This window comes from Snodgrassella communis, assembly GCF_914768045.1.
GTDB lineage: Bacteria > Pseudomonadota > Gammaproteobacteria > Burkholderiales > Neisseriaceae > Snodgrassella > Snodgrassella communis.
Genome location: NZ_CAJZCD010000002.1, coordinates 420,715 through 442,077, shown reverse-complemented (window position 1 = coordinate 442,077; position 21,363 = coordinate 420,715). Strand labels below are relative to the sequence as shown.

19 protein-coding genes are annotated in these 21,363 nt (G+C 40.7%); 13 read left to right on the top strand and 6 right to left on the bottom strand.

The window, feature by feature from the left end; translation table 11 throughout:
• Window positions 1-861 precede the first annotated feature (861 nt).
• The 4 genes from MJ761_RS04110 to MJ761_RS04095 form a co-directional block, all read right to left on the bottom strand.
• Complete coding sequence (locus MJ761_RS04110) at window positions 862-1,203, bottom strand: hypothetical protein (RefSeq protein ID WP_093090138.1); 342 nt, start codon at window positions 1,201-1,203, stop codon at window positions 862-864.
• 147 nt (window positions 1,204-1,350) lie between these two features.
• Window positions 1,351-1,692, bottom strand: a complete 342-nt coding sequence (locus tag MJ761_RS04105) for a hypothetical protein (RefSeq protein WP_093090140.1) — start codon at window positions 1,690-1,692, stop codon at window positions 1,351-1,353.
• 97 nt (window positions 1,693-1,789) lie between these two features.
• Window positions 1,790-2,128, bottom strand: coding sequence for a hypothetical protein (locus MJ761_RS04100; protein WP_093090142.1), 339 nt, complete (start codon window positions 2,126-2,128; stop codon window positions 1,790-1,792).
• 213 nt (window positions 2,129-2,341) lie between these two features.
• On the bottom strand, window positions 2,342-2,491 hold the full coding sequence (locus tag MJ761_RS04095; RefSeq protein ID WP_218060178.1) for a hypothetical protein: 150 nt from the start codon (window positions 2,489-2,491) through the stop codon (window positions 2,342-2,344).
• Between the two features lie 233 nt (window positions 2,492-2,724).
• Between MJ761_RS04095 and MJ761_RS04090 the strand changes: the two genes are divergently transcribed.
• From MJ761_RS04090 to narI, 8 genes are all read left to right on the top strand, one after another.
• Window positions 2,725-4,656, top strand: a complete 1,932-nt coding sequence (locus tag MJ761_RS04090; RefSeq protein ID WP_176715008.1) for a histidine kinase — start codon at window positions 2,725-2,727, stop codon at window positions 4,654-4,656.
• An 18-nt stretch (window positions 4,657-4,674) separates the two neighbouring features.
• The gene (locus MJ761_RS04085) at window positions 4,675-5,328 is read left to right on the top strand and encodes a response regulator (RefSeq protein ID WP_093090806.1); all 654 of its coding nucleotides are present in this window, start codon (window positions 4,675-4,677) and stop codon (window positions 5,326-5,328) included.
• Window positions 5,329-5,516: 188 nt separating this feature from the next.
• Window positions 5,517-6,740 (top strand): MFS transporter, encoded by a 1,224-nt coding sequence (locus MJ761_RS04080; RefSeq protein ID WP_093090146.1) that lies wholly within the window; start codon window positions 5,517-5,519, stop codon window positions 6,738-6,740.
• Between the two features lie 12 nt (window positions 6,741-6,752).
• Complete coding sequence (locus MJ761_RS04075; protein WP_093090148.1) at window positions 6,753-8,123, top strand: MFS transporter; 1,371 nt, start codon at window positions 6,753-6,755, stop codon at window positions 8,121-8,123.
• 98 nt (window positions 8,124-8,221) lie between these two features.
• Entirely contained in the window at window positions 8,222-11,917 is a 3,696-nt protein-coding gene (locus MJ761_RS04070; RefSeq protein WP_093090150.1) for a nitrate reductase subunit alpha, read from the top strand.
• 15 nt (window positions 11,918-11,932) lie between these two features.
• Window positions 11,933-13,483, top strand: a complete 1,551-nt coding sequence (gene narH, locus MJ761_RS04065; RefSeq protein ID WP_093090152.1) for a nitrate reductase subunit beta — start codon at window positions 11,933-11,935, stop codon at window positions 13,481-13,483.
• 10 nt (window positions 13,484-13,493) lie between these two features.
• Complete coding sequence (gene narJ / locus MJ761_RS04060) at window positions 13,494-14,129, top strand: nitrate reductase molybdenum cofactor assembly chaperone (RefSeq protein ID WP_093090154.1); 636 nt, start codon at window positions 13,494-13,496, stop codon at window positions 14,127-14,129.
• A 13-nt stretch (window positions 14,130-14,142) separates the two neighbouring features.
• Complete coding sequence (gene narI / locus MJ761_RS04055) at window positions 14,143-14,832, top strand: respiratory nitrate reductase subunit gamma (protein ID WP_093090156.1); 690 nt, start codon at window positions 14,143-14,145, stop codon at window positions 14,830-14,832.
• Window positions 14,833-15,089: 257 nt separating this feature from the next.
• Here narI and MJ761_RS04050 read toward each other — a convergent pair whose 3' ends face one another.
• The gene (locus MJ761_RS04050) at window positions 15,090-15,707 is read right to left on the bottom strand and encodes a LexA family protein (RefSeq protein WP_176715009.1); all 618 of its coding nucleotides are present in this window, start codon (window positions 15,705-15,707) and stop codon (window positions 15,090-15,092) included.
• Window positions 15,708-16,095: 388 nt separating this feature from the next.
• Between MJ761_RS04050 and MJ761_RS04045 the strand changes: the two genes are divergently transcribed.
• Complete coding sequence (locus MJ761_RS04045) at window positions 16,096-16,524, top strand: hypothetical protein (protein WP_093090160.1); 429 nt, start codon at window positions 16,096-16,098, stop codon at window positions 16,522-16,524.
• A 671-nt stretch (window positions 16,525-17,195) separates the two neighbouring features.
• Here the strand turns inward: MJ761_RS04045 and MJ761_RS04040 are convergent.
• Entirely contained in the window at window positions 17,196-17,786 is a 591-nt protein-coding gene (locus MJ761_RS04040) for a helix-turn-helix domain-containing protein (protein ID WP_093090162.1), read from the bottom strand.
• Between the two features lie 364 nt (window positions 17,787-18,150).
• Between MJ761_RS04040 and MJ761_RS04035 the strand changes: the two genes are divergently transcribed.
• The 4 genes from MJ761_RS04035 (at window position 18,151) to MJ761_RS04020 (ending at window position 20,701) form a co-directional block, all read left to right on the top strand.
• On the top strand, window positions 18,151-19,056 hold the full coding sequence (locus MJ761_RS04035) for a phage antirepressor N-terminal domain-containing protein (protein ID WP_093090164.1): 906 nt from the start codon (window positions 18,151-18,153) through the stop codon (window positions 19,054-19,056).
• A gap of 327 nt (window positions 19,057-19,383) precedes the next feature.
• Window positions 19,384-19,872, top strand: coding sequence for a hypothetical protein (locus tag MJ761_RS04030; protein WP_093090166.1), 489 nt, complete (start codon window positions 19,384-19,386; stop codon window positions 19,870-19,872).
• Window positions 19,873-19,875: 3 nt separating this feature from the next.
• Entirely contained in the window at window positions 19,876-20,217 is a 342-nt protein-coding gene (locus MJ761_RS04025; RefSeq protein ID WP_093090167.1) for a hypothetical protein, read from the top strand.
• 52 nt (window positions 20,218-20,269) lie between these two features.
• Window positions 20,270-20,701: a M15 family metallopeptidase gene (locus MJ761_RS04020; RefSeq protein ID WP_093090169.1), complete on the top strand. Its 432-nt coding sequence runs from the start codon at window positions 20,270-20,272 to the stop codon at window positions 20,699-20,701.
• The last annotated feature ends 662 nt before the right edge of the window (window positions 20,702-21,363 follow it).

The following is a 21,363-nucleotide window of genomic DNA, read 5'->3' as shown; positions in this document are numbered from 1 at the left end:
CTGATAAAGTTTAACCATTTGTGCTTTGAAATCAGCACTAAAAGAGCGTCGTGCGCGTTTTTGTTGATTCATCATTTTTTCCTTTTTAGAGTTAAGTTTACCTTACCCCCTAAAAAAGTTGTATGAATTAGTGTAGCCTATCCAGATGTACAGCTCACTGTAATGAAATGTATTGATGCTTCACAGAGTAATGAAATCGCAGCGATCAGAAAGCGTTATCTTCAGAAAAAATAATCATCATTTTCTTCTGTGGTACTGGATGTACTCTAATAATACATCTCTGTACGGCAAACCGAAATAGTACCAATATAGTGTAATTTTCAACCTTTCCGGTATCTTTGTTTAAGTAGTCTGATGCTATAACGCTATTTACCTCCGTTTAAAAAGTTAGCACGCTGGGGGTGATTATCCTAATTTATACCAATCTTTAGGGCGTAAGGTAAACTTAACTCTAAAAAGAGCAATAAGAGTCAAGAAAGACAAGTAAGACGAATATTAAGTGCTGATTTCAAATGATAAATGTTTAAGCTTAAGCTTTATCAGCAAGATAAGTTGTGTGGTTAATTGGTGCAAGAATATGATTTAGCATTGCAAAGCAACTAAGCAGATATTAGAGTTTTTTCTTGTTATATTGCCCGGATAATGAAGAATTTCAAAGTATACGGTTAAATGTTATTGGGTACATCAGATGGCAAGCAATAGTGCTGCAATAGCCAATCAATTATAGCATCAATATAGTTGAATGATACCTTAGATAATCCAATTGTCGGAAGCTTCCTATAACTTGCAATCAGATATAATAAGCTGATTTTCTACATAGGCGATTAAAGTTCAGCAATTACAAAAAGACGAATTTTTCTTTTAATTGCTGATATCAGTTTTGGAGATTAAATAGCTACTTACGCTACTCATGGGGCACTCCTCATATGATGAGTTATTTTTTGTAATTACTTCGTAAGTATTTCCTTTTTTGTCATAAAAGCCAAAATGATAAATTTGTGTATATAAACCTTTTTTCTTTTTCTCTGAGGCTAATAATGTTATTTTACTTTTAGGTTCATCTATATCTGCCATATCAACTATATTGGCATTTTTCATCCACATTGCGGCCATTGTCATTGGCCATGAGTGGCAGTCTGGTGCCTTTGCGTATGATAGAATAGAAAAGAATTCCAGTAATATTGTTAGGAGAAATTTTTTCATTTTATATTGCCATGCTTTTAATAAGGAAATCGTAAAAATTTTATTTAAATAGCTATTAAGATTATTTATTGGAATATTCTTGCTATGAAGCTTCCTAAAATACTTTTAAAAACTTATTCAACTCTATCAATATCGGTATCTATATTTTTAGTACAGGATACGACTATTGGATATTAAATAGCTATTGACACTACTCATCGAACATTCTTCATGTGAAGCTTCATTTTGAGTAATTACCTCATAAGTATTTCCTTGTTTATCAAAAAACACAAAATGATAAATTTGGGTATATAAATCTTTTTTCTTTTTTTCTGAAGCTAATAAAGTTATTTTTGTTCTAGATTCATCTAAATTATAGATATCAGTAATGTTGGCATTTTTTAACCAACCTTTGGTTATATTCATAGGCCAATTGTGGCAGTCTGGTGCTTTTGCAAAAGATAGAGTAGGGAATATGGCTAATATTATTATTAAAGGAAGATTTTTCATTTCACTATGCTCACCTCTTTAATCAAAGAAATCGAAAGCAACAAGTTTATGTTGCCGTCCAATAGATATCTTTCCTGAAAAAATCATGTCAAATTTATTAATGGATATGGCTTTTAGATATTAAATAGCTATCTACATCACTCATTGAGCACTCGTCATCTGAAGCTTCATTCTTTGTAATTACTTCGTATGAATTTCCTTTTCTATCAAAAAAAACAAAATGATAAATTTGTGTATATAATCCCTTTTTCTTTTTTCCTAAGGCTAATAATGTTATTTTAGTTTTTGATTCATCTAAACTCGGGATATCAACAATTTCAGCATTTTGCATCCAAGCTTCGGTCATATTCATAGGCCAAGAATGACAACCAGTTGCTTTTGCATGAGAAAGAGTAGGGAGCATCCCTAAAAATATTAGTGTTAATATTTTTTTCATTCTATTACCTCAATTTCTCTATCATTGCTTTCCCACATTTGTTGTCTATATAAGTTTTAGAATAATAAATCCACTAGAAGCTGTACCGGGTTTTTTTCTACTATCACCATGAATTAAAAAACCAGCTCTACCAAACATTTATTATTAGGAGTAGGTTACAATCTTATTGAATATTTACCTGTAGTAGGATGTGATTGAATTAATTCAATCATTCTATAATTTACCTTTGGGGATTAAACCGATATTTGGTATATTTTCCATCTTAGGAGTATTTTTTCCAATACCTTTACCTGCATATCCTTCAGCTATAAACTTTCCATTATGTTTTAATATACCCGTTCTTTGGCTATATACCAAAGTCATAAAATTACTCCCTTACTTAAAGTTAGAAATCTTACTTTTGAGCTTTTGAAGCTGGGCTACTTAATGATTCTTGACACTGAATTAAATATATTTTTGTTACTTTGAATCCAACATTAATATATCAGTTTTCTTAATGCATTTAAAACAAAATTTAGCTAAAAATTTAAAAAATTTATCAATACTGCATTCTAACTTTTCAGTTATATTGCTGTCAATAAATGAGAGTAGCTGTTATGAAGAATTTGTGGCAAAAATTTGACCGGTCATTTTTACGTGGGCAAAAGCTTTCTAAAGTGTTGGTGGTCATGATTACGATCTGGCTGTTTCTGGCTACCAGTCTGGTAGGGTTGTCGCTGAATACATCATGGCGTCTGGAGGAGCAGGGGATGGCGATTAATGAAGCCGGTAGCTTGCGCAAGCGGGTGTTTTATATGGTGCTGGTGACGAAAACTCCGGGTGTGGAGCAACAGTTTGTGCATGAACAGCATCAGTTTAAAGCAATTCTTGATCATTTGCGGCAGCTGCATGAAACAGGTTTTATTAATGGCTGGCGTCATCGGCAGTTACTGACGCAGGTGGGAAAGGTTGAGGCTCAGTTGCAGGATTTTTTCAGTGATCGTGAGGCATATTTGCAGGGCAGGTTGGACGATGCGGCATTTCTGGCTCAGGCGCAGAAGTTTACAGCGGTAATTGATCAGCTGGTGCTGCTGATTGAGCAGGATAATACGCATAATATTCAGTTATTGCGCTGGTTGCAGGCGTTGTTACTTGTGATGGCGGTGGTCTCGGCAATAGTGTCACTGATACTGTTACATCATTTGGTGATTGTGCCGTTGCTGCGTCTGAATCAAGGGATCAGTCAGATTGGGAAAGGTTATTTTGATACGCGTCTGCAACTTGGTACAGCCAATGAGTTCGGGCAGGTGGCACGGGGATTTAATCTGATGGCGGCAAAGTTATATGAGGTATATGACACGCTGGAAAATCGGGTGGCTGAGCAGACTCAGGCTGTGGTGAAACGCAATCGTGAGCTGGCGGTGCTGTATGCGATGACGTCTCTGTTTCAGGAGCAGCATGATCTGGCGGTACTGGTGCAGGTGTTCATGCATAAGATGAAAGCTTTTAGTGGTGCAGATGCGTGTGTGGTGCAGTTGAAAAATCGTCATTCGCAGATGCTGGAGGTAGCTGGTTCGGATGGGCTGACGGAGGAGCAGGTAGATAGGTTTCGTGATTACCGCTGTGATGGTGGACACTGTGCGCAGTTGCTGCAATCCGGTCAGGTGGTTACGAATCAGCAGTTGCTGATTCATGCTGCAAATAATGGATGTTGCCAGATGCGGCAGACTTTGCCGTTTTGCTTAACGTTTGCGGTGAAGTCGGTAGAAGATGAAATCGGTATGCTACATTTGTTTGCACAAATGCCTTTTACGCTGAGTGAGGAAAATCAGCGCCTGATTTCGACGGTATGCAGCCAGTTTGGGATTGCGATTGAGAGTATGCGTCTGAATGAGCTGGATAAGCAAATGGCTATTCTGGAGGAGCGCAATTTGATGGCGCAGGGTTTGCATGACAGTATTGCTCAGTCGTTGTCATTTTTGAATATGCAGGTGCAGGTTCTGGAAAAGGCACTCTCGGAGGAGAAAAACCAGCAGGCAGCTAAGACGCTGGATTTTATCCATGAGGGTATTCAGCAATGCTATGATGATGTGCGTGAGTTGCTGTCTAATTTCAGGGTACGGCTGGTGTCGGAAGGATTAATCAGTTCGCTGCAAGGGGTGATGAAGCGCTTTGAGCAGCAGACTGATATTGTGACAGACTGGTCGGTAGAAGGAGATGTGTATGAGGTGGAATCAGATGTGCAGTTGCAAGTGGTGTTTATTGTGCAGGAGGCTTTGTCGAATGTGCGTAAACATGCGCAGGCTGATACGGTACGGGTGCGGCTGGCATACATGGCGGATCGTTTGAATCTGTGGATTGAGGATAATGGTGTGGGTTTCGCTGAAGATGCGTTGGCGCAGAAGGAGCAACAGGGTCATGTGGGTATTCATATTATGAAAGAGCGTGCCGGCAAGATCAACGGGCAATTGAGGATTTTCGTACGAACAGAAGGTGGGGCATGTGTGGAGCTGATGGTGCCACGCCAGTATATTCATACGCAGGAATAATTATATTGGGAGTTTATGATGATAGATGAGAAGAAGTACCGGATTCTAATAGTAGATGATCATACGCTGTTTCGTCGTGGCTTGCGTGCGCTGATTGACAGCTGCGAGCGGTTTGAGGTGGTGGGTGAAGCCACAGACGGACTGGAGGGGGTAAAGATGCAGCAGCAGTTGCAGCCAGACGCGGTATTACTGGATCTGGATATGCCGGTGATGCGCGGGCTGGAAGCTTTACCGCAGATGATGAATCATAATCCGCAGCAGGTGGTGCTGATGCTGACTGTATCGGAGGATGGTGGTGATCTGGTGGAATGTATGCGACTGGGTGCGCGTGGCTATCTGCTGAAAAATATTGATACTGAGTTTTTGCTGGACAGTATTGAGAAAGCGATTAATGGGGATAGTGTGTTGTCGCCGGAGATGACTAGTAAGCTGGTTACGCAGTTGCGTCAGCAGGAACATGTGGCTGATGAAATAAAAGAACCTTTAACACCACGGGAACGGGAAATTCTGCGGTGGCTAGCGCGTGGCAATAGTAATAAGCTGATAGCTCGTAATTTGGAAGTGACAGAGAGTACGGTGAAAGTTCATGTGCAGAATATTTTGCGCAAGTTGAATGTGATTAGTCGGGTGCAGGCTGCTGTTTATGCTGTTGAACATGGTATGGATAAGTAGCTTTGGAATAAGTACTGTTTGAGAGTAATTGAATTTTTGAAATTGAAAATGGTCTATTGATTTTGTCAATAGACCATTTTGATTATGTTGTCTAGTTATTTAGAACTACTGTTTCTGCATCTGATGACTAATGGGATATAGGCGGGCGATTCCGTACACTACACTAAATTATATTTTGGAGGGGCAGGATGGATTCTGGTGTCAGGAAGTCTGTAACGGTGCTTACGTCCAGTACGATTGCATTTGTGACTTGTTTCATGATCTGGATGGTGTTTGCGGTGCTGGGAATACCTATTAAGGAGCAGCTGCATCTGAATGAAACGGAGTTTGGTTTGCTGACGGCAATGCCAGTATTGTCGGGTTCTCTAATTCGGGTACCGCTTGGTATCTGGGCTGACCGGTTTGGCGGTCGTATAGTGTTTTTCCTGCTGATGTTGGTGTGTGTGCCAGCTGTATGGCTGCTGGAATATGCGCATACTTACAGCCAGTTTTTGTGGATTGCATTGTGGCTGGGCTTGGTAGGCGGTTCGTTTTCAGTGGGTACGCCGTATGTCGCCAAATGGTTCCGCAAAGAGCGGCAGGGGCTGGCAATGGGAATCTTTGGTGCCGGTAATGCAGGTGCAGCACTGAATAAATTTCTGGCTCCGGTTCTGATTGCAGCTTACGGTTGGCAGGCTGTACCGCGGGTGTATGCAGTAATTCTGCTGGTGATTGCGGTGCTGTTCTGGTTTTTCAGCTATCCGGAGCCTAAGGCAGCTAATGTTAAACAGCCAAGCTTGAAAGCGCAGCTGCTGCTGATGAAAAATCCGCAGGTGTTGAAATACAGTCAATTGTATTCGGTGGTGTTTGGTGGCTATGTAGGTATTTCGCTATGGATGGTGAGCTATTACGTTAATGAATATCAGTTTGCATTAAAGCAGGCAGCCTTACTGGCGGCATGTTTTTCGTTGCCTGGAGGTGTACTGCGTGCTTTTGGTGGCTGGCTGTCTGATAAATACGGTGCTTATAAAGTGACTTGGGCGGTGATGTGGGTATGTTGGGTAGCATTTTTTCTATTGTCCTATCCGCAGACGCAGATGTCTATTCGCACGGTAAGTGGCCATCTGGATATGCATATTGGTTTAAATGCGATTGTATTTACAGTGCTGCTGTTTGTAGTAGGGGTGGCACTGGCAATTGGTAAGGCTTCAGTATTTAAGTTTATTTCCGATGAGTTTCCGGAGGACATGGGCACGGTATCGGGTGTGGTCGGTCTGGCCGGCGGTCTGGGTGGTTTTCTGTTGCCGATTATGTTTGGGGTATTGGTGGACTGGACAGGAATACGTTCCAGCTCGTTTATGCTGATGTTTGGTACGGTATGTATCAGTTTAATATGGATGCATTTTTCATTAAAAAGTCAGAAGCATCAATAATGTGAGGTTTGTATGGGTAAAGTTTTGAAAGACTGGCGGCCGGAGGATAAGCAGTTCTGGCAGGCTGGCGGTCATGCGGTGGCACGCAGGAATTTGTGGATTTCGGTTCCTGCTCTGCTGCTGGCATTTGCTATCTGGCAGGTGTGGAGTGTGACGGTAGTGAAGTTGCCGTTAGTTGGCTTTAAATACAGTAGTAATGAGCTGTTTTGGCTAGCGGCATTACCAGCACTGTCTGGAGCAACTCTGCGAATTTTCTATTCATTTGTGATTCCAATTTTTGGTGGTCGCAAGTGGACGACAATTTCTACGGCCAGTTTGCTGATTCCAGCGCTAGGATTGGGTTTTGCGGTACAGAATCCAAATACTGCTTATAGTACGATGTTTGTGCTGGCACTGTTGTGCGGCTTTGGTGGCGCGAATTTCAGTTCGTCTATGTCGAATATCAGTCTGTTTTTCCCGAAAGCCGAAAAAGGGCAGGCGATGGGAGTTAATGCTGGTTTGGGTAATCTGGGCGTTTCAGCAGTGCAGATTGCGGTGCCACTGGCAATTACTACCTGTTTATTTGGTGCGCTTGGCGGTGAAGCACAGACAATTACTACACCACAAGGCAGTACGCAGGTATGGCTGCAAAATGCTGGCTTTATCTGGGTGCCGTTTATTGTGCTGAGCACGCTGGCTGCGTGGTTTGGTATGGATGATATTGGCAGCCTGCATTCTTCACTGAAAGAGCAGTCAGTTATTTTTAAACGTATGCATAACTGGATTTTGTGCTGGTTGTATGTGGGTACGTTTGGTTCATTTATTGGTTTTTCTGCTGCTTTTCCTTTGCTGATTACGCGTTCTTTCCCGCATATTGATGCAATCAAGCTGGCATTTCTGGGGCCATTTGTAGGTGCTGTGCTGCGTGTGGTGGGTGGCTGGCTGTCTGATCGTATGTCGGCTGCGAAGTTAACGGAAATTAGCTATGTAATGATGATTGTTGGGGTGATCGGTGTATTGGTGTTCCAACCAATGGGCGGTAATGCTGGCAATTTTGTAGGCTTCTTCTGTAGTTTTATATTGCTGTTTGCGTTCAGTGGTATTGGTAATGGTTCGACTTATGCGCAGGCTCCGAGAATTTTCTCGCTCTATCATCGTGAACTGCATCAGGGTGATGCTAAGTCTGCTGAAATGCATGCAACCAAAGAATCCGCTACGGTGCTTGGCTTTATGGGTGCAATTGGTGCTTATGGTGGTTTTCTGATTCCAAAAAGTTTTGGTTCTTCAATTGAGGCGACCGGCAGTGCATCAATAGCGTTGTATGGTTTTATTATTTTCTATGTGAGCTGTTTGCTGATTAATTACTGGTTCTATGTACGTAAACAATCAGTAACTTGTTGCTAGCTTGCTGTGACTACGCCATTGTCACTGATGATGGCGCTAAAGAAATATAAATTAATAAGAAACTGTTTGAGGCTGCGGCCTCTATGGAGCACAAATTCATGAGCCATTTTTTAGACAGACTGAATTTTTTACGTAAAACCAAAGAAACCTTTTCTGCCGGTCATGGTGCGGTGGTGGCAGAAGGGCGTGAATGGGAAGATGCTTACCGGCAGCGTTGGCAGCATGACAAGATAGTACGTTCTACTCACGGTGTAAATTGTACCGGTTCGTGCAGCTGGCGTGTTTTTGTGAAAAACGGGCTGATTACGTGGGAAATGCAGCAAACTGATTATCCGCGTACTCGGGCTGATTTACCCAATCATGAGCCACGCGGTTGTCCACGCGGAGCCTCTTATAGCTGGTATGTTTATTCGGCTCAGCGGGTGAAATATCCGATGATTCGTGCATCTTTGCTGCGTATGTGGCGTGAAAAGCGCCAGAGTATGGGGGCAATTGAGGCATGGCAAAGTATCACTCAGAATCCGGAATCCGCCAAGAAATATAAGTCTCAGCGTGGTCTGGGTGGTTTTGTCCGTCTGGACTGGAACGAGGCTTATGAAATTATTGCTGCTGCCAATGCATTTACGATTAAAGAGTTTGGCCCTGATCGGGTGATGGGCTTCTCACCGATTCCGGCAATGTCGATGGTGAGTTATGCCGCTGGTTCGCGCTATCTGAGTTTGATTGGTGGTGTACCGCTGTCGTTTTATGATTGGTATTGTGATTTGCCGCCGTCTAGTCCACAAACTTGGGGTGAACAGACCGATGTGGCAGAATCTGCTGATTGGTATAACGCCAATTATCTGATGGTATGGGGTTCGAACGTACCGATGACGCGTACGCCTGATGCGCACTTTTATACTGAAGTACGCTATAAGGGGACAAAAACCGTAGCGGTGTCTTCCGATTATGGCGAAATGGTGAAATTCAGTGATATCTGGATGGCTCCGAAGCAAGGTACGGATGCGGCGCTGGCAATGGCGATGGGGCATGTGATTCTGAAAGAATTCCATCTGCAAAATCCATCGGCTTATTTTGTTGATTATTGTCGCCGTTTAACTGATATGCCTAATCTGGTGGTACTGAATCAGGATAATGGCCGTTTGTTGCCCGGTTATTTCCTGCGAGCCAGTCAGATTGCCGGTGAGCTGGATGAGAGCAATCATCCGGAATGGAAAACGCTGGTTATTGATGAAAATACTGGCGATATTGTGGCTCCGAAAGGCTCGATTGGTTTCCGCTGGGGAGAGCAGGGCAAATGGAATCTGCGTGCGGAAAAATCTGATAGTACAGAAATCAAAGCACTGATTTCACTGGAAAAGAATCACGATGCGATTATGGGCGTGTCTTTTGACTACTTTGGTGGTGAAGATGCGGCTGAAGTGCTGGTGAAAAACATTCCAGTTAAGCAGATAACCAATGCTGCTGGTGAACAGATGCTGGTGACAACAGTATTTGATTTGATGTGCGCCAATTATGGTATCGACCGCGGTTTTGGTGGTGATGGCGTTACTGATGATTATATGGCCGATGTGCCGTATACCCCGTTGTGGCAGCAGAAACATACGGGTGTGAAACCGGAACTGGTGATTCAGGTTGCACGCGAGTTTGCACAGAATGCGCATGAAACTCACGGTCGCAGTATGGTAATTGTGGGTGCCGGTCTAAATCACTGGTATCACATGGATATGGCTTACCGCGGCATTATCAATATGCTGATGATGTGTGGCTGTATCGGTCAGAGTGGTGGTGGCTGGTGTCACTATGTGGGACAGGAAAAACTGCGTCCGCAAACCGGCTGGGCACCACTGGCATTTGCAGCCGACTGGAACCGGCCATCACGGCAGATGAATGGTACATCATTTTTCTATGCGCACACCAGTCAGTGGCGACATGAAAAACTGAGTATGGCAGAAGTGATTGCGCCGACTCATGCTGGCCAGATGGCTAATATGAGCCAGTTGGACTTTAATGTTAAAGCTGAACGTATGGGCTGGTTACCGTCAGCACCACAGCTGGCACGCAATCCGTTGGATGTAACACGTGAAGCAGAGGCGCAAGGTAAAGATCCGATTGCTTTTGCTGTAGAGCAGATGAAGTCTGGCGTACTGGATATGGCGTGTAATGATCCGGACAATCCGCAGAATTTCCCGCGCAATCTGTTTGTATGGCGTTCAAATATTCTTGGTTCTTCCGGCAAGGGGCATGAGTATTTCCTTAAATATCTGCTGGGTACCCAAAATGCGTTGATGAGTGATGAAACCAACGCCATTAAGCCAATTGACGTAAAAGTACGTCCGGCTGCAGAAGGTAAGCTGGATTTGCTTACTGTGTTGGATTTCCGTATGTCCACGACCTGTTTGTATGCTGATATTGTGTTGCCAACAGCTACGTGGTATGAAAAAGATGATTTGAATACTTCGGATATGCATCCGTTTATTCATCCTTTGAGCGAAGCTGTGAAGCCATTATGGGAAAGCAGAACTGACTGGGATATCTACCGTGGTCTGGCCAAAGCTTTTTCGGAAACCGCTAAAGAGTATCTGGGTGTACGCAAGGATTTGGTTTTAACGCCATTGATGCACGATAGTCCGGAAGAACTGGCACAACCGTTTGACCCGAAAGACTGGAAACTGGGTGAGTGTGAACCTGTACCGGGTAAAACTATGCCCAAAATGACGGTAGTGGAACGTGACTATGGCGCAATTTACGATAAATTTACTTCTGTTGGTCCATTATTGGAAAAAATCGGCAATGGGGGTAAAGGCATTAGTTGGCAGACAGCTGCGGAAGTGGATTTGTTGCGCAAGCTTAACAACACTCAGCATGAGGGCGTAGCTAAAGGGCAGCCAAAATTGCACAGTGCCATTGATGCAGCAGAAATGATTCTGACGCTGGCACCGGAAACTAATGGCCATGTAGCAGTTAAAGCATGGGAGGCTTTATCCAAAAATACGGGTATCGACCATACTCATCTGGCGATTGCGCGCGAGGATGATGCTATCCGCTTCCGCGATGTGCAGGCGCAGCCACGTAAGATTATTTCTTCGCCTACATGGTCTGGTCTGGAAAGTGAAAAAGTAAGCTACAACGCTGGTTATACTAACGTGCATGAATTGATTCCGTGGCGTACGCTTACCGGCCGTCAGCAGTTTTATCAGGATCATCAATGGATGCGCCTGTTTGGTGAAGGATTGGTTTCCTATCGTCCAGCAGTTGATCTGAAAACAACGCTGAATGTGAAAGGCCATCACAGTAATGGCAATCCAGAAATTGTGCTCAATTTCATTACTCCGCACCAGAAATGGGGCATTCACAGTACCTATTCTGACAATCTGCGAATGCTAACTTTGTCTCGCGGTGGTCCGCATGTCTGGGTATCTGAAATTGATGCTAAACGTGCAGGTTTGCAGGACAACGACTGGGTAGAAGTATTCAATGTGAATGGTACTTTAACCGCTCGTGTGGTAGTGAGCCAGCGCGTACCGGAAACCATGATTCTGATGTATCACGCACAGGAAAAAATCGTTAATGTGCCTGGTTCGGAACTGTCTGGTAAACGTGGTGGTATTCATAATTCCGTTACTAAAGTAGTGATGAAGCCAACTCATATGATTGGTGGCTATGCGCAACTTTCATGGGGTTTTAACTATTACGGTACGGTAGGTACTAACCGAGACGAGCTGGTAGTGGTACGCAAAATGAACAAGGTGGACTGGCTGGATCAACCAGCTAAAACGCCGGTGGCAGAATAAGTAAGGAACACAAACATGAGAATACGTGCACAAATTGGAATGGTGTTGAATCTGGACAAGTGTATTGGCTGCCATACCTGTTCTGTTACCTGTAAAAATGTCTGGACCAGCCGCGATGGGGTGGAATATGCCTGGTTTAATAATGTGGAAACCAAGCCGGGTATAGGCTATCCGAAAAACTGGGAAGATCAAGAACAGTATAAGGGTGGCTGGGTACGCGAACGTTCTGGCAAGCTAAAACTGAAACAGGGTAATAGATTAAAAATACTGGCTAATATCTTTGCTAATCCGAATATGCCAGCTATTGATCAATATTACGAACCATTCACCTATGATTATGAACATCTGCAAAAAGCGCCATTGATGCAGACGCCGCCCACGGCGCGACCGGTTTCGGTATTAACTGGGCAGAAAATGGACAAAATCGAATGGGGACCAAACTGGGAAGATGATCTGGGTGGTGAGTTTGCGAAACGTTCGAAAGATAAGCTTTTCGATGGGATTCAAAAGGACATTTATGCCGCTTTTGAAAACACCTTTATGATGTATCTGCCACGTTTGTGTGAGCATTGTTTGAATCCGGCCTGCGTGGCAAGCTGTCCTTCCGGTTCGATTTATAAGCGTGAAGAAGATGGCATTGTGCTGATAGATCAGGACAAATGTCGTGGCTGGCGTATGTGTGTATCCGGTTGTCCGTATAAGAAGATATATTACAACTGGGTATCTGGCAAAGCAGAAAAATGTATTTTCTGTTATCCGCGCATTGAAGGCGGGCAGCCAACCATCTGCTCAGAAACCTGTGTTGGTCGAATCCGCTATCTTGGTGTACTGCTCTATGATGCTGATCGTATCAGTGAGAGCGCAGCAGTAGAAAATCCGCAGGATTTATATGAGCAGCAACTGAATATTTTCCTTGACCCGAATGACCCAGAAATTGCTAAAGAAGCACTGGCACAGGGTATTCCGGCCGACTGGATACAGGCTGCGCAAAATTCACCGGTTTACAAAATGGCGGTTGAATGGAAAGTAGCGTTTCCGCTACATCCTGAATACCGTACCTTGCCGATGGTATGGTATATCCCGCCCTTATCACCCATTCAATCAGCAGTTGAATCCGGTGTAATCGGACAAAATGGTTTGATTCCGGAAATCAAGGATATGCGTATTCCGCTTGAATATCTGGCTAATCTGTTGACTGCCGGTAAGACTGAACCGATTGTGAATGCGCTACAAACCATGATTGATATGCGTAAATACATGCGCAGTAAATCTATTTATTCAGATGAGCAGGCTTTACAGGAATTATCTGGCCATCGACTCAGTGCCACACAGATTGAAGAAATGTATCAAATTATGGCCATTGCCAATTATGAAGATCGTTTTGTCATTCCAAGTGCGCATAAAGAACTGGTGAGCAATACCTTCGAAGAAAAAGCCAGCTGCGGCTTCTCCTTTGGCGATGGCTGCCACAATGGCCATAGTAAAGAAAGTCTGTTTGGTACCCGCAAAGCTGCGCCGATTGTTTTTCATGGTCTGCGCAAGAAAAATGACCGCCAGTCAATTTAAGAGGATAGAAATGTATAAGATTTTATCCATTTTACTTAGCTATCCGCGGCAGGAATGGCTGAAGCATACTGAAGAGTTGTCTGATGCTGTTAATAGGCTCGCGACAGCTGAGCAGACTGCTGCTTTAAAACCATTCTTTGCTCATTTGCGTGCCCACGATGAAATCAGTCTGCAAGAAGTGTATGTCGATACCTTCGATCGCAGTCGCAGCCATGCTCTTCACCTGTTTGAACATCTGCATGGCGAAGATCGAGCCCGCGGACAGGCAATGGTGGATCTGCTAACTGAATATCAGTCACGCGGATTAGAGCCGGAAAATAACGAACTGCCGGATTATCTGCCCTTGTTTCTGGAGTTTTTGTCCAGTATTGATACGCAGGAGGCTGAGAATCTGCTAGCTGATGCTGTGCATGTAATCGGCTATATTGCAGAAAATCTGCATAAAAGCCAGTCTGTTTATGCACCGGTAATGGATGCCGTGGTGGCTTTGTCACCTGTGGCTCCAAAGCCGTTACAGGCAGCGCCGGTGCGTAATATGGATGAAGCACTGGAAAAATTTGGCCCTACCACAGAAGGACTGGAACCTCTATTAAACCAGCCATCCGTGCAGGAAGTGCAATTTTTCCGCAATAAAAAACTCAGTTAAGCCGGGAGACAGCATGTATTATCTCAATCAATTTATTTTCGGCATTTATCCGTATATTGCCGCCAGTATTTTTTTTCTGGGCAGCCTGATTCGTTTTGATACCAACCAGTATTCATGGAAATCCGAATCCAGCCAGCTGCTGTATCCGCGCTTATTGCGCATTGGTAACATTTTGTTTCACCTTGGAGTACTAGGACTGTTTTTCGGTCATCTGGTCGGATTGCTGACCCCGGTGATCGTCTGGGATACTCTTGGAATCAGCCATGAAACCAAACAACTTACAGCCATGATTGCCGGCGGTATTATGGGTACTTTGGCTTTGATTGGCCTGTTAATGCTTATATATCGCCGTTTCAGCTGTACGCGCTTGCTGGCTAATAGCACCTGGCGTGATAAGCTGGTTTTAATCTGGCTGCTGATAACACTTTGTCTGGGTTTAGGCACAATTCATGTATCCGCTCATCATCTGGATGGTGAAGAGATGATTAGCCTGATGCAGTGGGCGCAGCACATTGTTACTTTTAGAAGTGGTGCAGCAAATATCATTGCTCATGTTGACCCGATATTCAAATTACACCTGTTTATGGGGATGAGTGTATTTGTAATCTTTCCATTTACCCGTCTGGTGCATATTTGGAGTGGTTTTGGTGCTTTAGTATATCTGAAACGCAAAGCACAATTGGTTAGAAGCAGACGTTATTAATATACACTGCAAATGACCGCAAAGGCAGTACTGGTATCCAGTACTGCCTTTTAAAATATTCATAATCTTTATAAAGCAATCAAGTAACTAAACAAATATTATTTAATCACTATTGATTTTATACAACCTTATCAAGCATAATTAGGCTAATTTCATAGCATAATGATGCTAATACCTGCCAGATGGTTACTAAATCTAATCGGCGTTGTAATTTCTTTATATCGGTTCATCACTCAAATAAAACCGGATATTGCAGATTAAATATATATTTTAAATTTTTCTACCACCACACCGCATATCTGAAAGTGTTCGGACATTTTTATAATCGGATAGCGGTTATTCAACGGTTTTAAATAGTGGTAGCTGCCATCATTAATGTACTGCTTGAACATGGCCTCAGCGTTATTTTCACGTACTACAACAAAACAGCCATGCACTACAGGTTGTTGGGGTTCAACAATAATTCTGTCACCTGCCGTAAATTCAGGTTCCATACTATCGCCTTTAACTTCCAGTGCAAATGTCTGTACTCCTGGCTTCCGTAGAGTCGGTACCCAGATATTACTGATTGCAGCTAAAGTATCATTGTCTGACTGTTTTACTGCATCTATCCACGATAGCAAAGGCACCTTGTAGCCATTGAACAAAATTTCACTAGTTTCAAATGAACCAATACCAAAATGTTCTGGCGTTACCACGTCAGCGAAATATGAGACCAGCTTGTCAATATGTGCTTTATCTACACGACCAGTCTGAATCCAACTGGTTACAGACGGTGGTTTAATTGAGAAAGCACGAGCAACATCAGCTTTGCGTACGCCTTTGAGCTCAATTGCAGATTTGATTGCTTCACCTAATTTTTTGCCCGTATACATAATCTTCCTTAGTTTTTGCCTAATCATATTTAGTGTATATCTAATTAGGCAATGAATTGCATTATATTAGTTATTGGCTTATTATTACGCTTATTTCGATTAATGAACATAATTTTTAGTTAATTAATACCTATTTTATAAGGCAAATTGTAATAGATATAAAGCTGTAATATGATAACTGTTAAAAGATTTATTCAGAATAAATCATAGAAATCAAAGAATAGAGAAATTTATGAACTTATTAAATTTTTGTTAAATGGAAATCTGATTTCATTATGTGTCTAAGGCAGTAATGAACCGGAGATAAATCCACATTAGGTCAAATACTGCATTATGTGTTAAGTATAACTTAATTATTTTTAGTACATCACTTAGTTAAGGTGTATTTATGACAAATTATAAAATAGAAGTTGATCTGGCAGAAACTGTATTGCGTGCATATGAATACTGTATGAGAGATACCATTAAAAAAGGGCATTGTCGCAGTATTGAATGGAAATATCAGGCTACAAAGCCAGCCAGTAATACTCAACAGCCACTTTATCCGAGCTATCAGCCAGAGGTATATGATATGGTAAAAATCACACTGGGAAACCTGTTTCACAAAAATCGTGAAGCATTTTCTACATTATCAAGCAAATATTGCAAAATCAGTCCATTATATAAACGTCAGAATCAGAATACCGTTAAACGCAACCAGCGCAGGCGCTATTCCAGTAAAGACTGGAATCAGGCTATTGAACAAAGTCTGTGGCTTTTCTGGCAAGAAATGAAACTTCAGCCTCAGTTTGAAAAATATTTTCGTTATACCTCTTGACACATTATCTACACACTTTATAATGTGTAAAACATTATAGGTATGCTTAACCTTAAACAGCTGATAGATAAAGTTCCCGAAAGGGAGCTTTTTTGCGTCTTGGGTATTTTGAGCATGTTAATACTACCAATCATTTATACGTCTGAAGTAATTAACTATTTTTTTAACCGGTTTCTATTAAAGAAACCGGTTTTTTATTAGATTTCCACTCAACATTAAAACACCCAATAAGTGGGTTGTTAAATTAACTTTATTTTACACAAATTTAATGATATGATGTGTTTTGTAAGCAGGTGATTTGGTTCTGACCTGATTACAGGTTAATAATGAGGTAGGAGAACTTTCAACTGGCAATAGCATGAGACATGTAATCTATTTTTAATTGAAAATTTGAGATTAAGGTTTTTAAAGCATATATGTTTATTCATACATTGAATAGTGAAATTCACAAACAAACTTCAGTAGTAAATATCGTCGGAGGTTGGTTTAAATTTAGTTGCTTACCTGATTTAGGCATAAATTATCATAAAGGTATTATGAAATGTAGCGTGATTAATGATTGTTTATGATTGAATTCAAAGTAGGAATAAACTGGATACCTGATTCAGTATCCAGCTAATCATGGGCAATAAAGTAAAGACTGCTAAAATTATTGATTGGCATTAATGTACTTATAAAAATCCCGTTTTGTAAACGATTCGACCTATAAGCTCAATATCACTTATGGCTACTATTTCATCTGGATATTCGTAATTGTTATAGCTTTTTAATCGTATTTGCTGATTTGGTAAATTTTGCAGAATTTTGATTCTAAACAGTTCTCCTTGGTTGAATGCGTAGATTTTGCCATCAATCAGACTTTTCTGGGAAATATCAATGATGAATTTATCACCATCGTTTAATAGATTTTGCATGGAATTGCCACTCATGGTGGCACAAATTAGATTATCTATTTGCAAATTATGTAGCTTTAAATCTGTTTTAGAAATTGATAATTGTGTAGTTACTAGCGAGGTATTCTGATTAAACAGAGGAGGAATATTAATAAAAGCATCACCATTGCCATAGATATTGGATATGGAATCAGTTTGTTTAAAATTAAGTATTTTCATAATTTTATTAACTGTCTCTAATCTGGGGGTTACTTTGCCCAGCTCATATCTGGATATTAGGGATGGGGTGATACTGGTTTTCTGGGCTAGTTCTTTTTGAGAAAGTCCGGCTGCCAGTCTGGCTGCTTTGAGTTGATATGCGAATTTCATGATAAAAAAATATGATGTTAAGAAATAAAATTTAATACCTAAATGAAAAGAAAAAGGTCATAAATAGCCATAAAATACTTGTAATTATCTTTTATAAATTTTAATATAGCCAAATATGGCTATAGTGGATAACCACGTAGGAGTATATTACCTGAAATGATATAGGGTCAAAACTATCACTTATTTAACTGAAAGTATTTGTAAATAAACTCAACTTAAATTAACGATTAATTGATATAAGGTCAAAATAAAATTTGTAAATATATTTAACAATTTTAGTATCTGAAATGGTAATACCTCAAAGGCTGCCACCTTTGAGGTATTAGGTAAACAAAAATCCCAAGGTTAAAATTAGGAGTTTTGAATGAATAATAGTATCACATTTGTTTCTTTTTTAGGGAGTAGCCTCGCTACAGTTAAAGTTAAAAATACAATTTACGTATGCATGAAATCAGTTGTTAACGGTATTGGTCTGGACTGGTCAACTCAGCACCGCAAATTAAGGGGGTGCTATCAAAAATATGGATGTGGATTTTTGTCTATTCCAGTTAAAAACGGCACTAAAAAAATTTTGGTGATTCCTTTAAAGAAACTGACTAATTGGCTACAGAGTATCAATCCAAAAAAAGTCAAAGATAGCCTGAAAGAGCTGGTACTAGCTTATCAGAATGAATGTGCTGAGACTATTCAGGCTCACTGGCACAAGCCACGAACTATCAAAAAACCACATTGTGGTGCAGAAATTGCTGATAAAAAAGATTGTCCGAGTTTACTACCTAACCAGATTTCTATTATCAAGGCTTTACATAGACAGCTTGTTTTAGCTGTTGCTAAAGAAAAACAGGCTGAGCTGGCGATGACCTTATGGCAGGCTGTGCAAACACGCTTTGGTGTAAGTTATGAGAAAGTACCTTCATCTAAATTTGTAGATGTTATTTGTTTGTTAAGCCGCGTTGCAGTTAAAAAAGCCAGCATAAGCAGCTCGGAATCAGATAAAACGTGCAATGATGAGCTTAATGTTCCGTCTACCGCGCTGGTTAATCTGTATGAATCATTCGCTTGTTCCCAGAAGATGCGCCTGATGTATGAGCATTTATTTCCAGCTTTTCGTATTCTCGGTAGCAAATATGAAGCACAAATTCATGAATTTGCATATGAAATGGATCAGATATTTAATAAATGTCATAAGGCCTTTTTACCATTGTTTGAAAAAATGCCTGAATCTGAAGCCAAGGATTCGGCACGTACTTATCTGGCTAAGTTGATGTAAAGATCTGATTAACTCGGAAAATGGTTTTTTGAGTTCTAGCCATACTGTGAACGCATCTAAAATCAGGATGCTTGAGGGTATGGCTATTATGTTTCTGCAATTTAACTATGAATATACTAGAATTATTTATATATTAAATATAAAAGATTATGTTAATTGATAATGATTATTTAGTAAAAAAATAATTATTATCCAGACAAGAAATGAAAGGAAAATTCAGATAACAAGTTTGAAAAAGTGTACTAAAAATGAATATTCTAATATTTATAAATATTAAAACTGGTTTTTAGCCAGTTTTTTTGTTTTTGAGGGTTAAATGGTTGATTTATGAAAAATGTGGAATTGGTATTAAAGTTACTTCATTCACTTCTGGATTTAAGATTTTTGCCGGATAAATTGCAAAAATGGTTATTTTATACAGGTACACGTGTGATTACCGTTACAAGTGCACTGATTATGATAGGTTTTGCCGGCGTATTTTTATTGGGTGGCAGTGAGGTTTTTAATCTGAAACTATATAAAGGTTTTCTGTTATTACATCCGTATACTTTGGCGGTATTATTGATTGGGGTAGCATTGTTACAGTTAATTATAGCGATATTTAAATCAAATCGTTGTAGCGTACTTTCTGGCTATTTACTGATTTTATCTGCGCTGATATGGGCTGTAATATCCGCTACGTTCTGGGCATCATATCCACCTTTGACAACAGGCATGACTACTTATCCTGTGTTAACCGTGGTGTGTGCACTGGCGGGACGTAATCTGATCAACTATACAAAACGGGTTGAAGATTTGAAACATAAAGGACGATAAAGTATGGAGTTAGTAAAAGATGCTTTTTCGGTCTGTATTTTATTTGCGCTAATGGGTGGGCTGGCTGGTTCTTTACTGGTTACCGATTACAAACGCTATGGCTGGTTTATGACGATTTTGTTTGTCATATTGGGAATGATATTGGCTGCTGCAGTAACTGATTATTTTTTCCCGCAAAACCGTCCATGGCTTTTTGCTGGTGTCGGCGTATTTGCAGGCATGTCAACAACGTCATTTCTGGATGCGTTCAAGGCTGCTGCACCAACACTGGCACAGCGCATAATTAATATTGTAAGTAAAAAAGCAGAGCGGTTTGTTGATAGTAATGATTCAACAAAGGAATAATTATAAGTAAGTATCTTGCAGCCTGAGGGCTGCTTTTTTTTGGATAATAAAAATGTATAAATTGAGTAATCGATCATTGCAACGTTTATATGGGGTAGATGCTGGTCTGGTTAGTGTAGTGAAACGGGCAATTGAGCTGACTAATCAGGATTTTATGGTCACTGAAGGTGTGCGCACGCGTGAGCAGTGTTGTATTAATTATGGCAAAGGGCGCACAGCACAGCAATGTAGCGTGAAAGGAGTGCCTGTCAAATATGCACAGCCAAGCTTGAGTAAGGTAACATGGTTAAATAATCCATTTGCAAGTAAACATGTTACTGGTAAGGCGATAGATTTGATTCCTTATCCGGTTGATTGGAATGATTTAAAAAAATTCCACATGATTGCCGCAGCCATGAAACAAGCTGCTACTGAATTGGGTGTGAGAGTTAAGTGGGGTGGTGACTGGAAAAAAAGTAAGGATTACCCGCATTTTGAGATATAACAGGCCGGTTTGGGGTATATCTGTATACTGTTTGTATCGGTTGATATGTAAGTCTGTTAAATTTTCCGTTGCATAAATTTGTTATGGATCTGAATTTAGATATATCAGAATGATTTGCTTGATCCATCAGTAAAACTAAATTTTTACACAGGTTGATTTTGATAGAGTGAGAGGCTCAGTATGGAAAATATTCTGTCTGATACGTGATTCATTTAAGCAGATAATTTACCAATATGATAGTTGATTTACCAGATGATTCTGTAATTAGCTTTCCCTATTTATTTTTTATGCGAATATGTTGTATTTTGGTTTGTAAAGACTGATTTGCTATGATGTGTATCTGTTAAGTGAGCTGATAATAAGATTTTGAGTATGATAATATATTTAATATAGTATTAATTGATACTAATATAAATAATTTATTTTAATTTCAAAATGTTATAATTTGTTTATTGACTTAAGCTAAGAAATAAATTATGATTAGTTCAATTAATAGGTATGCTTCACCTTAAACAGCTGATTAAAAAGTTCCCTAATTGGGAGCTTTTTTGCGTTCTGGAAAAGATAAGTTGTTTATCGTGTCTTTTACTTTGCCGTATACGCAGACCAAATCGCTAGAGCAGTAAAGCGGTTAATGAATTTAGATATCGTGTCTAAAACAA

What these genes read in the sequence shown, in the direction of transcription:
- MJ761_RS04095 (WP_218060178.1), bottom strand. Translation starts at nt 2,491, where the DNA reads ATGACTTTGGTATATAGCCAAAGAACGGGTATATTAAAACATAATGGA.
- MJ761_RS04025 (WP_093090167.1), top strand. Translation starts at nt 19,876, where the DNA reads ATGGAGTTAGTAAAAGATGCTTTTTCGGTCTGTATTTTATTTGCGCTA.
- MJ761_RS04070 (WP_093090150.1), top strand. Translation starts at nt 8,222, where the DNA reads ATGAGCCATTTTTTAGACAGACTGAATTTTTTACGTAAAACCAAAGAA.
- MJ761_RS04075 (WP_093090148.1), top strand. Translation starts at nt 6,753, where the DNA reads ATGGGTAAAGTTTTGAAAGACTGGCGGCCGGAGGATAAGCAGTTCTGG.
- MJ761_RS04050 (WP_176715009.1), bottom strand. Translation starts at nt 15,707, where the DNA reads ATGTATACGGGCAAAAAATTAGGTGAAGCAATCAAATCTGCAATTGAG.
- MJ761_RS04045 (WP_093090160.1), top strand. Translation starts at nt 16,096, where the DNA reads ATGACAAATTATAAAATAGAAGTTGATCTGGCAGAAACTGTATTGCGT.
- MJ761_RS04085 (WP_093090806.1), top strand. Translation starts at nt 4,675, where the DNA reads ATGATAGATGAGAAGAAGTACCGGATTCTAATAGTAGATGATCATACG.
- MJ761_RS04100 (WP_093090142.1), bottom strand. Translation starts at nt 2,128, where the DNA reads ATGAAAAAAATATTAACACTAATATTTTTAGGGATGCTCCCTACTCTT.
- MJ761_RS04040 (WP_093090162.1), bottom strand. Translation starts at nt 17,786, where the DNA reads ATGAAATTCGCATATCAACTCAAAGCAGCCAGACTGGCAGCCGGACTT.
- narI (WP_093090156.1), top strand. Translation starts at nt 14,143, where the DNA reads ATGTATTATCTCAATCAATTTATTTTCGGCATTTATCCGTATATTGCC.
- MJ761_RS04110 (WP_093090138.1), bottom strand. Translation starts at nt 1,203, where the DNA reads ATGAAAAAATTTCTCCTAACAATATTACTGGAATTCTTTTCTATTCTA.
- narJ (WP_093090154.1), top strand. Translation starts at nt 13,494, where the DNA reads ATGTATAAGATTTTATCCATTTTACTTAGCTATCCGCGGCAGGAATGG.
- MJ761_RS04105 (WP_093090140.1), bottom strand. Translation starts at nt 1,692, where the DNA reads ATGAAAAATCTTCCTTTAATAATAATATTAGCCATATTCCCTACTCTA.
- narH (WP_093090152.1), top strand. Translation starts at nt 11,933, where the DNA reads ATGAGAATACGTGCACAAATTGGAATGGTGTTGAATCTGGACAAGTGT.
- MJ761_RS04030 (WP_093090166.1), top strand. Translation starts at nt 19,384, where the DNA reads ATGAAAAATGTGGAATTGGTATTAAAGTTACTTCATTCACTTCTGGAT.
- MJ761_RS04020 (WP_093090169.1), top strand. Translation starts at nt 20,270, where the DNA reads ATGTATAAATTGAGTAATCGATCATTGCAACGTTTATATGGGGTAGAT.
- MJ761_RS04080 (WP_093090146.1), top strand. Translation starts at nt 5,517, where the DNA reads ATGGATTCTGGTGTCAGGAAGTCTGTAACGGTGCTTACGTCCAGTACG.
- MJ761_RS04090 (WP_176715008.1), top strand. Translation starts at nt 2,725, where the DNA reads ATGAAGAATTTGTGGCAAAAATTTGACCGGTCATTTTTACGTGGGCAA.
- MJ761_RS04035 (WP_093090164.1), top strand. Translation starts at nt 18,151, where the DNA reads ATGAATAATAGTATCACATTTGTTTCTTTTTTAGGGAGTAGCCTCGCT.